This is a genomic window from Calothrix sp. FACHB-168 (genome assembly GCF_963889195.1).
Lineage (GTDB): Bacteria > Cyanobacteriota > Cyanobacteriia > Cyanobacteriales > Nostocaceae > Aulosira > Aulosira anomala_A.
This window is the reverse complement of record NZ_CAWPNJ010000010.1, coordinates 22372-34371: the sequence shown is the minus strand read 5'-3', so window position 1 is coordinate 34371 and position 12000 is coordinate 22372. Positions and strand designations below refer to the sequence as shown.

Here is a 12000-nt window from a genome sequence, read left to right as displayed (position 1 = left end):
ATCATGTTGAATCATGTCCTACCACGAGATACTCAAGCAATTTTGCTCTTGTGTGCCAGTTTTGGTCAAAATCGTCAGATTGAACCACAACCCCTGACTCTGAGTGAGTATAACTCTTTAGCAGACTGGTTGCGAGAAAATCAGATGCGTCCAGCAGATTTACTAGAACTAACAGCAAAAGAACAGTTACAAAAAATTACTATTAATAAACTCAACCCAAATAGGCTTTTTGCTTTACTAGAACGGGGTGGAATGTTGAGTCTAGCAGTGGAGAAGTGGACAAACTTGGGATTATGGATACTAGGACGAAGTGATGCAAACTATCCCAAGCGTTTAAAGCAGATATTAAAACATTCTGCACCCGCCATTCTTTATGGGGTTGGTAATATTGAACTTTTGTCTCTGGGGGGTTTAGCAATTCTTGGCTCTCGTGATATTGATGAAGAGATAGTTAGTTATACCCAAAGAGTAGGACAAACCTGCGCTGCACAAGCAATGCAAGTAGTTTCAGGTGGAGCAAAGGGAGTAGATCAAGCAGCTATGCTCAGTGTATTAGAAGCTGGCGGCACATCTATCGGTATACTAGCGGATAGTTTAACCAAAGCAGCAGTAAACAGCAAATATCGCTCCAGTATCCAAGAAGGTAGACTTGCCTTAATTTCTAGTTACGATCCTGATGCTGGTTTTAATACTGGTAATGCAATGGGACGAAATAAGTATATTTATGCTTTAGCTGATTATGCTCTTGTCGTCACTTCCTCTTTTGGTAAAGGTGGTACTTGGGCTGGTGCTGTCGAAGCACTATCACGCCTCAAAGATATTCCTGTTTTTGTACGGATGCACCCGAATATTTGCGAAGGTAATCAGCAACTATATAATCAGGGAGCAAAACCTTTTCCTATTGAACCTTGGAATAATTCATTACGAGAACTTTTAACAGCAACTGCATCTTTAGTTGCACAAGTACCAACTGAGGAGGATAAAACATCAAAAGCAACTAATACAAGTAATTCTAAAGAAATCTATGAGGCTGTTTTACCTTTTATTCTCAATCATTTACAGCAACCTAAAGATGCAAAATCTCTAGCTGAATCTTTAGATGTCCGACTCTCACAAATGCAAGATTGGTTAAATAGAGCTGTAGTTGAGGGTAAGGTGAAGAAAAATAACAAACCAGTAACTTATGTAGTTAATCAAGGCGCTACGCAACTTTCTTTGTTATAAAATTAGGATTTTACCCGGCGATCAACAGGTGTGCATCTATGGGTGAGACTCTTATTCCTGAAATTTCTTGCTGTATTCCATCATTGACAATTACACTTAACTTCATCAGGTTTCTGGGGGTTGACAGTCATCTTGAACACACTGGCTGGACGCTACGAAATCATTCGGCAACTAGGCGGCGGTGGTTTTGCTGTAACATTTCTGGCTAGGGATAATTTGCAACCTAGCAAACCTTTATGTGTCGTTAAGCGATTGCGTCCCAATCAATCCCATCCGCGTGTGGTGGAATTCTTTGAAAAAGAAGCGGCTGTTCTAGAAAAATTAGGACAACACCCGCAAATTCCCCAATTACTCGCACATTTTAGTGAGAACGAAATTCTCTACATAGTTCAGGACTTTATCGAAGGACAAGACCTGAGTCAAGAAATTATTCCTGGTAGGCGATTGAGTGAGGATTATGCAACTCAGTTGTTACAAGATGCGCTAGAAGTTTTGTCTTTTATTCATAGTAAAGGAGTGGTGCATCGCGATATTAAACCGCAAAATTTAATGCGCCGACATGAAGATGGGCGAATTTTTTTGATTGATTTTGGCGCAGTTAAAGAACTTGGTTCTTTAATGGTAAATTCTCAAGGTGAAGTCTATTCCAGCGTTGTCATCGGGACTTCGGGGTATATGGCGTCAGAACAAAAAAATGGTAGACCTTGCTTGGGTAGCGATGTTTATGCTTTGGGAATGACCATTATTCAAGCATTAACTGGTATTTTACCGTCTCAATTACCAGAAGATCCATTAACAGGGGAAATTATCTGGCGCAATCAAGTACAAATTAACGATCATTTGGCGGAAGTATTAACTAATATGGTGCGGCGTCACTTTAGTTTACGCTATTCCCATGCTGGCGAAGCATTGCAAGCGTTAAAAGTACCGCCAACACGTTTGCTTAATCCTTCTGTGGAGCAAGTATACCGTCAAGAAGCGAGAAATCGCGCACAACAAGGACAGGGAAATTTTTCCGTTTTCGCGTTAAAAATATTGGAAGCTAAACGCATTGAGTTAGGGTTATCTGAAGAGAAGGCGCGAGAAATTCACGAACAAGTTCTGCAACCATATCGCGAATATCAAAAGAAGTTACAGGAATATGAACAAGTCTTAATTGATGCAGTTAAACAGCATTATCCTTTTAATGAGACGACGCAAAAAGATTTGCAAGATTATCAGCAACATTTAGGATTACGAGATGAAGATATCGCTGTGATAGAAGCCAGAGTACTTCCCGAAAAACCACAACATGGAAAAGTGGAAGTAAAAACTCAACTGTTTGAATTTGAATTTGCTACCCTGACTGTGAAATCTCAATTAGTACAGAAAAGCAACAGTTTGATAATTAATCGCATTCGCGGACGAGCAAAATTTTTTGCTGAAACATTAGGTAATAGTGGCATAGTTTTAGAAATGGTTGCAATTCCTGGTGGTGACTTCCTTATGGGTTCGCCAAAGGATGAACCAGAAAGATATAACTCTGAAAGTCCACAACATAAAGTGACGATTCCACCGTTTTTCATGGGAAAGTATCTGGTAACGCAGAGTCAATGGAAAGCTGTTGCGGCTTTTGAAAAGGTAAATATTCCCTTAAATCCTGAAGTATCCCATTTTAAAGGTGCTAATCGACCTGTAGAACAAGTATCTTGGGATGAAGCTGTTGAATTTTGTGCGCGACTGACTCAATTTACGGGAAAACCTTATCGTTTACCCACGGAAGCAGAATGGGAATATGCTTGTCGTGCGGGAACTTCTACGCCGTTTTGCTTTGGGGAAACGATTACAACTGAGTTAGCTAATTATAACGGGAATTACGTATATTCTTCTGGGACAAAGGGCGAATTTCGGGGACAAACAACCGATGTAGGAAGCTTTCCTGCTAACCCTTTCGGTTTATTTGATATGCATGGTAATACTTGGGAATGGTGTCAAGATAACTGGCATAAAAATTATAACGGTGCGCCTACAGATGGCAGCGTTTGGCTGAGTGATAATCACAATCGCTTGGTGCGTGGTGGTTCCTGGAATCTCAATCCTTGGAATTGTCGCTCAGCTGTGCGTAATTGTAATGCGCGGGAGAATAAATATATTAATGTTGGTTTTCGGGTTGTGCTGGGCTATTTGAGTCATTAGTTCATTTAATGTCTACGACAAGGCGCTTTGCGTCTTCTTATTTGTCATAAATTAAATTTTATACATTAGTTACAACAAATTGTAATCGGCGTGAAATAAATATAAATATAGGGACGCGGGCATTGCCATGCTTCTACGAAGATAACTCATGTAAACTAGAATAAATTAAATCTTTTGCTCATTTATTAGATTGATAACTAGCAGAGTAACCATGAAAGCACACCGAATTGAAACAAGGTTAACTCAAAATGGAACCTTAATTCTTGAGGATTTACCGTTTCAGGCAGGCGAAGCAGTAGAAATTATTATTTTAGAACGTGATTCTCAACCTTCAAAATCTAATCCTTATCCTTTAGAGGGAACAGTTATTAAATATGACGATCCTTTTGAGCCTCCTGTACCTCTAGAGGATTGGGAAGTTCTGCAATGATAATCTTAGATACCCATATTTGGATTTGGTGGATTGATAACAATGCTCGATTAACTCAGAAATATCGAGATTGGATTGCACAATATCAATCTCAAGGATTAGGAATCAGTATTATTTCTTGTTGGGAGGTTGCTAAATTAGTTGAAAATAATAAACTATCTTTTTCGATTTCAGTTGATGATTGGTTAACAGCAGCTTTAGCTTACCCAGGAGTACAGTTACTCGAACTAACAATTCCAATTATCGTTGAATCAACCAAACTCACAGGTTTTCACAAAGATCCATTCGATCAAGTTATTGTAGCCACTGCCAGAATTTATGGCTGTCAGTTAGTAACTGTTGACACAAAAATTCTGGCATATTCTGGGGTGCAAACTCTTAAATAATTATCAACAAAGTTTTTCACCCATCATCAATTGCCGCAAGGTAAATATACAGCATATTTTAGGTAAATGAGTACAAGCTTCGGGGCATGGCAGTGCCAGTGCCCCTACAATCAACGATAATCTGTACCTAACCAACTGACAATCTGCTGTACATAGCTTACAGCAATTTTCAGGTAAATAGACAACACTGTAGGGGCACGGCATCTACAATCTTCTGGTATATACAATAATCTTACTGGTGCCGTGCCCCTACGACAAATGCGTGACAAAGCTAAATTTTTGCCATCATAGCGATGCTTGCGGTTCTGGCTAGCCGTTGGTTTACCTTGGATAGGTAATACTAGATTCACTTTCAGACTTTCCCGTTGTCAGGCGGTGCAATTGAATTGTTTGCAAATGCGATCGCTTAAATTAATGAAATGGACAACCTCCGCTACCTTGAGTATAATTCCCGGGATTTGGTTGAGTGAAAAAGTTCGGTTTAAAACAGATATTTTCATATTCGCGGTGAAAAACCTCTGTAGCCGAACCAGACATAGGTGGTACAATCCAACTCCAGTTAGCAGGAACAATTCTCCCTTGACTTTCTTCCCGTGCTATATGACGGATAAATTGCTCGGAAGCAGTATGATGATCGATAATTGATACACCGTGAATTGCAAAAGAATGCAAAACAGCTTTATTCAGTTCCAATAAGGCTTGGTCTTTCCATAAAGCCAATTTTGAACGAGTGTTTAACCCTAAGCATTCAGCTATCTTTGGTAGTAAATTATATCTGCGCACATCGCCAAAGTTACGAGAAGCAATTTCTGTACTCATATACCAACCATTGAAGGGAGCAGCAGAATAGGAAACGCCACCAATTTCTAAACGTAAGTCAGACACTGCTGGTAAGGCGTGCCATTTTAAGCCTAACTCCGCAAACCAAGAATAATCAGGATGAGAAATTGGGACTTCTAAAACAATATCAGCAGGAATTTCAAATAATTCAGGTTTTTGTCCTGGCATTTGAATGATTAAAGGCAATATATCAAAGGGTGTTTTAATTTCTGGCGCTAACCAGCCTAAACGCTGACATATTTGGGTGAGTTTTATCTGTGCAGGATCGCCAAGAATAGAACCATCTGCTTGCTGATATCCTGCATAACGAATTAATAAAGGATTCCAAATTCGGATTCCTGGTTGTCCTGGCTGATTGGGTGCAAAAATACTAATGACAGACTTTAAACTACCTTGATTAGTCGCTAATTGTATGTGTTCGACAATAGCAGCAAAAATTTCTGCAGCGCTAGATAAATGACGTAAATCTCGCACAATCAGACTTTGCCAAAATATCCGCCCAATACAACGTGTACTATTACGCCAAGCTAATTTTGCTCCATAGGTAAGTTCTTCAATAGTTTGCCAGTAAGTATCGGTTGTTCTAATTTCTTGCTGAATCTGTTGCCATCTTTGGGGAATCTGCGTTGATGATAGTTGCTGTTCTTGATGCAACAGGTTGAGATAGTCAATTGCTTCTGATAATATCGGCGATACGACTTGTTTTGGTGTAATTTTTTCTCGTAATTCTGATTGATGCCATGTTTGCTGCTGCAATGTTAAATACCTCCTTGTGTTTAAATTGTGAAATCAAAGAAAAATTTAAATTTTTCAGTCTCGTTTTTTACTCAATATCAACAAAAAGTTGTCTGTTTATTAAACCTAAACTGCTAAAAAAGGCGTAAATTCCAGCAATTAAGTCCGTAATTGATAAATACACCCCTAGAATTAATACTGGTGTCAGCCGTCAAATTCCGGACTTATTCAGCATCAGTAAAAGAATTTTGTGGTTCTTGCAGAAAAAAACCGCACAAACTAGCGCAAATTAAAGCAATAATGCCCATTACCATCAATAATGTTTGAGCGTTGCTACTGCTATAGATAGTTAAATAAATGACACCACCTACATTGCCATAAGCACCGACACTACCAGCTATTTGACCAGTAATTTCACGTTTAATCAGAGGAACTAAACTAAAAGTTGCGCCTGCACCAGCTTGGACAAAATAGGCACAAAACATTGTCACAGCGATCGCTCCAGGTAATGACCAACTACTGTTAATCCCAGCCATGAGTAAATAACCGATACCAATACCCGCCGTGAGAATTGTCATCACCCATTTGCGTTGACGCCAGCGATCGGAAATCCAGCCGCCACTAGGTCGGGAAATCAAATTTAATACAGGATAACTACCTGCAACTAACCCTGCTGATACCGGATTGAGGCGGAATGTTTGCTCAAAAAAGGTTGGTAGCACAGAAATAACAGCAATCTGTGAGCCAAAGTTAGTCAAATATGTCAAAGCTAATAAGGCAATTTGACGAACTTGGTAACGTTCTGTTGGTGGGTAGCGTTTATCACTTTTGAGAAAGTCTGGTGCTAATGGATTTAAAGAACCAATTAGTTCTTGATTGACCTGCCAACTTTGATAAAATTGCAAAGCATATAAAATCCCTAAGATTACCCAAATCAACACGATCTGGGAATGACTCAAAAAATTAATCCCCGTTTCTCCTAAAGGCCAAGTCAATAAACCTATCGATAACAACAGTCCCAAATCTAAAGCTGTCATTGCCCAAAAACTGGCTCTGCTGGTGACTTCCAAAGCACCGTGGTGTTGTGGACGACGGTAAATTTTTCCTGGAGGTGTATCTTGCACAGTACACCAATAAATCACTCCGTAAATTGCGCAGATAATACCGATGATTGCGATTGTTCCCCGCCAGTTCACATTTCCACCGGCAAAGCTAGCTGTGGCTACGGCTACAGATGGTAATAATAGTTGAGCTGCTGCTGCGCCGAAGTTTCCCCAACCACCATAAATTCCTTGCGCTGTGCCAATTTCTCTGGGGGGAAACCATTCTGCTACCATGCGTACACCCACGACAAATCCGGCTCCCATAATCCCAGTCATTAAACTACTCCAGATCAACTGCTGGAAATTAACAGCCGTTGCAGTAACTAAGCAAGGAACAAGGGCAAAAATCAAGACACCAGAAAAAGTCAGCCTTGGCCCCCAGCGATCGAGTATCATCCCAATGAGAATCCGCGCCGGAATAGTTAAAGCCAAATTGCAAATTGCCAGGACTTTGAGTTGCTGTGATGTCAAAGCTAAGTCTTGCTGGATTGTGGTGGCAAAGGGTGTAAAGCTAAACCAAACTACAAACGTGACAAAAAATGCAATCCAAGTGAGGTGCAGGATGCGATAGCGTGGTGTAAAAGCCCAGATTTTTAACATTTTTCCCATTAATAACCCAAAAATTAGTCAAAATGCGGTTGTATCACTATGGCTTTAACTTATGGTGACACATCTTATTAAAGAGTTACGTTGCTTATCTTGTTTCAGATCTGTCTTGATGAAATCACAAGTTTATATTAGTGATTTTGCGGATATAAGCATCATGCTCGAAGTCTGATGGTGCAAGAATTTCAGGGCTATGTCGGGAAATGTTAAAAGTTCTGTAAAGTTTTCGTTGCAAATTTCAACAGAAAATTCTTAAATAAATGTGCAAGTATGTGATATGAAAACTTTAATTTTGGTAAATGTCTATATGTGCTGGCAAAAAAGATAGACAACCATCGCTTCAACGCCAAACCGACTACAATATATACGCAACTCGCGCTTCCTTAAGGAGTATCCAGCAGTGCAGCCGGATTTATTAGGTTTGGAAATTAGCAAAGGAGAATTGAGACGCTTAACTGGGTTCGATCCAGAAGACGTTTTCCGACCTTCTATTATGGCAGACCGCGAGAAGCGATTAGGATTTTTGATTAATGAGGGACTCGTAGCGCTGGCGTTAACGCCGATTATTGTCGGGGGAATTTATGCGTTTATTATTCTGCCTGCTATTGGTTCTTCAATTAAATTAGGCATTCTGTTATTAATCTTAGTACCAATTGCTGTACTTGTCGGGCGATCGCTCTGGCGCAAGTTTACTTGTCCCCAAGGTTTAACTATCCTCTTAGATGAAGTGGATAAATATCACGCTGTCATCCACGCTATCGATATTAACGATCAATTAGCCACATCAGGTAATAGTCAAAGCAGCATCGACGATCGCGATCGCGTTATCTCCGCATTACAACTTATTCGCGAAGATTTAGTTCGCGCTTTGAAAACCGAACGAATTTTACGTGATAATAAAAAATTGCTTGCTAACAATCAAGAGTTATTTGTCAATAATTTAGCTAATCTCCAAGCTTTGCAACAAAGCAATCAAGCGGGAGAATATGCGCAATTTCTCAATCAATCATTGCAAATTGCCTTGGATGTGCAAGCAGAAATTAATAAATTACAGTCTCCAAAACGTTGACTTCAATGACCAACAAACCGAAAATTATTGTTCTGGATGACGATCCAACAGGTTCCCAAACAGTCCACAGCTGTTTGCTGCTGATGCGTTGGGATGTGGAGACTTTACGCATCGGTTTGCAAGATGAATCGCCAATTTTCTTTATTCTCACAAATACGCGATCGCTTCCCCCAGAATCAGCCGCAGCAGTAACTAAAGAAGTCTGCCAAAATTTAAAAGTCGCTTTAAAAGCCGAAAATATTACCGACTTCTTGGTGGTTAGCCGTTCTGATTCGACTTTACGCGGACATTATCCCATCGAAACAGATGCGATCGCTCAAGAACTCGGCCCCTTTGATGCTCATTTTCTTGTTCCCGCATTTTTTGAGGGGGGACGCATCACCATCGATAGCATCCATTATTTAATTGTTGAGGGTAAACCTAAACCAGTCCATGAAACTGAATTCGCCCGTGATTCAGTCTTCGCCTACCATCACAGTTATTTACCCAAATATGTAGAAGAAAAAACTCAAGGACAAATTCCGGCTGATTCTGTCACCCGATTTCTATTAGATGATATCCGTGCAGGTAGTTTGCAGCGATTGTTACAATTAACTGGTAATCAGTGCGTTGTTGTTGATGGCGAAATTCAAGCCGATCTCAACAAATTAGCAGGTGATATTTTAGCAGCCGCCAGTCAAGGTAAACGCTTTTTATTCCGCAGTGCTGCCAGTATCTTAACTGCTTTAGCTGCCTTACCTCCCCAACCCATCGCCGCCGAAAATATGGCAGAGTATGTTCGTGATGGTAAACCAGGCGCAGTTATTGTTGGTTCTCATGTCAAAAAAACTACCCAACAATTAGAAGCACTGTTGCAAGCAGATGGTACTGTGGGCATTGAAGTAAATGTAGGGCGATTATTAGATAACCAAGAAGATACATCAGATACATTACTTACGGAAATTTTAGCGACTATTCAAGAAGTACATGCAGCTGGTAAAACACCGGTAGTATATACCAGTCGTCAAGAATTGACTTTTGCGGATGTCAATACAAGATTAGAGTTTGGTAGCAAAGTTTCTAGTTTATTAATGGATATTGTTCGAGGTTTGCCATCTGATATAGGATTCTTGATTAGTAAAGGCGGCATTACCTCGAATGATGTTTTAAGTACTGGATTAGCCTTAACTTCAGCGCGATTAATGGGACAAATTTTAGCAGGTTGTTCAATGGTGTTAACACCTATCGATCATCCCCAGTTTCCGAATTTGCCCGTCGTCTTATTTCCTGGTAATGTTGGCGATGCTGAGGCTTTAGCAACAAGTTATCGGCGATTGACCAAAAAAGTGCAGAGTGCAACGTGAATATTTTCACCACAATCTGATATACTCTGCACTCAGTAGTTTCTGGGGTGAGGATGTTATTGCCAACTGCAACTAATTTATTAGCGATCGTTGCTCAGATTATTCTTTCTCTTGTGGCGGGTGTTGTATGACTTCTGATTCTGCCAATTTAGAGTCCAATTCTGCAATTCCTAATGCAGAAGCCCAATCTAACCTTTCGCCTAGCGAGTCAAATTCTATTCTCCCTGACACAGAGTTAAATTCTGTGCTGCAATTTTTAAAGGCTAATGCACCATTAAACGCAGATAGCCTGGAAGGAGAGCAAAATTCTCTGACTAATGATGGGGAAATAAAAAAAGACAACCTAGAAGGTGAGAAAAGTTCTGTAACAACAGATGCAGTCGAAAATTCCGCAAATCCTGAAGGGGAAAAGCAACCTGAGGCGAATTCTCAGTTAGACTTTATTTCCGCCTTGTCTGATTTAAATACCCTAGATTTAGTACCCCCAGAAAATAAAGTCAAAAATAATATTCAAGTTCAATGGAAAACACAGGAGGGAAAACTTTTATTAATTTTACCCACAGAAGCCCAAGTACCCGCTGCAGACTTTAGCTGGTATGAAATTTGGCAACAGATGCGCCAACGCCTACAAGCTGATCGCTTTCGGGTAGCCAATACACCAGTACATCTGCTGGCGAAAGACCGCTTGTTAGATAGCAGACAACTGCAAGAACTAGCTGAGGTCTTAAATGAAGTCCAACTCCAACTAAAATCTGTAGCTACCAGTCGCCGCCAAACTGCGATCGCAGCTGTGTCTTCTGGTTATTCTGTAGAACAACTACAACCAGAAAGTTCTCTCAGTTCCGAAACCAAAGCCGCACCTACTCCCTTAGCAGATGCTTTGTATCTGGAAATGACAGTACGTTCGGGAGTAGAAATTCGTCATCCCGGTAGCGTCATCATCTACGGAGATTTAAATCCAGGTGGTAGCGTAGTAGCAGATGGAGATATTTTAGTTTGGGGTCGGTTACGCGGAGTCGCCCATGCTGGTGCAAGTGGTAATCGGGAATGTCTGATCATGTCCTTGCAAATGGAACCTACCCAATTGCGGATTGCAGACGCCGTAGCTAGGGCACCAGAAAAATCGCCTACCCAGTTTTCCCCGGAAGTAGCGCATATCACACCCCAAGGTATTCGCATCGCTAGGGCGATAGATTTTTCCCGTAACCAATTAAATCGGATGAATCTAGAGCCGTAAGTAATTACTATAATTTCTAAACCCTAATTGAGCGTGTTTCGATCATGACTCGCATTATTGTCGTTACCTCCGGTAAAGGAGGAGTGGGTAAAACCACAGTTTCCGCAAACCTGGGCATGGCTATAGCCAAAATTGGGCGTCAAGTAGCCTTAGTTGATGCAGATTTTGGTCTGAGAAATTTAGACTTGCTGCTAGGACTAGAAAACCGCATTGTTTACACGGCGGTAGAAGTTTTAGCCAGAGAATGCCGTTTAGAACAAGCTTTAGTCAAAGATAAGCGGCAAACTAACCTCGTACTGTTACCAGCCGCCCAAAATCGCACCAAAGAATCAGTCACCCCCGACCAAATGAAGTTATTGGTAAACGCACTGGCGCAAAAGTACCAGTATGTGATTATCGATAGCCCAGCCGGGATTGAAATGGGTTTCAAAAATGCGATCGCCCCCGCCAAAGAAGCCTTAATTGTCACCACCCCGGAAATTTCTGCCGTCCGCGATGCTGACCGTGTAGTCGGGTTATTAGAAGCACAAGGAATTAAGCGAATTCATCTAATAATCAACCGCATCAGACCCGCAATGGTGCGAGCCAATGATATGATGTCTGTTCAAGATGTTCAGGAACTTCTTGCCATCCCCTTGATTGGCGTCATCCCTGACGACGAGCGTGTAATTGTTTCTACCAATCGTGGCGAACCTCTGGTATTATCTGATACCCCTTCCTTAGCAGCTACAGCCTTTGAGAACATTGCACGGAGATTAGAAGGGGAATCCATACCTTTTCTTGAACTAGACTCAGTTCACGACAACATCTTTACCCGATTAAGAAAATTGTTGTGGACAAAACTTGCATAAC

11 protein-coding genes are annotated in these 12000 nt (G+C 40.9%); 8 read left to right on the top strand and 3 right to left on the bottom strand.

Annotated elements, in window-relative coordinates; translation table 11 throughout:
* The first annotated feature begins 3 nt into the window (after window positions 1-3).
* From AACW45_RS04070 to AACW45_RS04055, 4 genes are all read left to right on the top strand, one after another.
* Entirely contained in the window at window positions 4-1224 is a 1221-nt protein-coding gene (locus AACW45_RS04070) for a DNA-processing protein DprA (protein ID WP_190631360.1), read from the top strand.
* A 132-nt stretch (window positions 1225-1356) separates the two neighbouring features.
* Window positions 1357-3399 carry a bifunctional serine/threonine-protein kinase/formylglycine-generating enzyme family protein gene (locus AACW45_RS04065; RefSeq protein WP_190631357.1) on the top strand — a complete coding sequence of 681 codons (2043 nt, stop codon included), beginning with the start codon at window positions 1357-1359 and terminating at the stop codon, window positions 3397-3399.
* A 211-nt stretch (window positions 3400-3610) separates the two neighbouring features.
* On the top strand, window positions 3611-3829 hold the full coding sequence (locus AACW45_RS04060) for a hypothetical protein (protein WP_190631350.1): 219 nt from the start codon (window positions 3611-3613) through the stop codon (window positions 3827-3829).
* Entirely contained in the window at window positions 3826-4215 is a 390-nt protein-coding gene (locus tag AACW45_RS04055; RefSeq protein WP_190631348.1) for a type II toxin-antitoxin system VapC family toxin, read from the top strand. Before AACW45_RS04060 ends, AACW45_RS04055 begins: the two co-directional genes overlap by 4 nt.
* A 110-nt stretch (window positions 4216-4325) precedes the next feature.
* Here AACW45_RS04055 and AACW45_RS04050 read toward each other — a convergent pair whose 3' ends face one another.
* The 3 genes from AACW45_RS04050 to AACW45_RS04040 form a co-directional block, all read right to left on the bottom strand.
* Entirely contained in the window at window positions 4326-4565 is a 240-nt protein-coding gene (locus AACW45_RS04050; RefSeq protein ID WP_190631346.1) for a hypothetical protein, read from the bottom strand.
* A gap of 61 nt (window positions 4566-4626) precedes the next feature.
* On the bottom strand, window positions 4627-5811 hold the full coding sequence (locus AACW45_RS04045; RefSeq protein WP_199331046.1) for a nitric oxide synthase oxygenase: 1185 nt from the start codon (window positions 5809-5811) through the stop codon (window positions 4627-4629).
* Window positions 5812-6014: 203 nt separating this feature from the next.
* Entirely contained in the window at window positions 6015-7493 is a 1479-nt protein-coding gene (locus tag AACW45_RS04040) for a NarK family nitrate/nitrite MFS transporter (protein WP_190631344.1), read from the bottom strand.
* A gap of 406 nt (window positions 7494-7899) precedes the next feature.
* Here AACW45_RS04040 and AACW45_RS04035 point away from each other — a divergent pair, with 406 nt between their 5' ends.
* The 4 genes from AACW45_RS04035 (at window position 7900) to minD (ending at window position 11999) form a co-directional block, all read left to right on the top strand.
* Window positions 7900-8568: a hypothetical protein gene (locus AACW45_RS04035; RefSeq protein WP_190631342.1), complete on the top strand. Its 669-nt coding sequence runs from the start codon at window positions 7900-7902 to the stop codon at window positions 8566-8568.
* A 5-nt stretch (window positions 8569-8573) separates the two neighbouring features.
* Complete coding sequence (locus AACW45_RS04030) at window positions 8574-9911, top strand: four-carbon acid sugar kinase family protein (protein ID WP_190631340.1); 1338 nt, start codon at window positions 8574-8576, stop codon at window positions 9909-9911.
* Window positions 9912-10038: 127 nt separating this feature from the next.
* Window positions 10039-11148, top strand: a complete 1110-nt coding sequence (gene minC / locus AACW45_RS04025; protein WP_190631338.1) for a septum site-determining protein MinC — start codon at window positions 10039-10041, stop codon at window positions 11146-11148.
* Window positions 11149-11192: 44 nt separating this feature from the next.
* Window positions 11193-11999 carry a septum site-determining protein MinD gene (gene minD, locus AACW45_RS04020; RefSeq protein WP_190541183.1) on the top strand — a complete coding sequence of 269 codons (807 nt, stop codon included), beginning with the start codon at window positions 11193-11195 and terminating at the stop codon, window positions 11997-11999.
* The last annotated feature ends 1 nt before the right edge of the window (window position 12000 follow it).

What these genes read in the sequence shown, in the direction of transcription:
- AACW45_RS04070 (WP_190631360.1), top strand. Translation starts at nt 4, where the DNA reads ATGTTGAATCATGTCCTACCACGAGATACTCAAGCAATTTTGCTCTTG.
- AACW45_RS04060 (WP_190631350.1), top strand. Translation starts at nt 3,611, where the DNA reads ATGAAAGCACACCGAATTGAAACAAGGTTAACTCAAAATGGAACCTTA.
- AACW45_RS04055 (WP_190631348.1), top strand. Translation starts at nt 3,826, where the DNA reads ATGATAATCTTAGATACCCATATTTGGATTTGGTGGATTGATAACAAT.
- AACW45_RS04040 (WP_190631344.1), bottom strand. Translation starts at nt 7,493, where the DNA reads ATGTTAAAAATCTGGGCTTTTACACCACGCTATCGCATCCTGCACCTC.
- AACW45_RS04030 (WP_190631340.1), top strand. Translation starts at nt 8,574, where the DNA reads ATGACCAACAAACCGAAAATTATTGTTCTGGATGACGATCCAACAGGT.
- minC (WP_190631338.1), top strand. Translation starts at nt 10,039, where the DNA reads ATGACTTCTGATTCTGCCAATTTAGAGTCCAATTCTGCAATTCCTAAT.
- minD (WP_190541183.1), top strand. Translation starts at nt 11,193, where the DNA reads ATGACTCGCATTATTGTCGTTACCTCCGGTAAAGGAGGAGTGGGTAAA.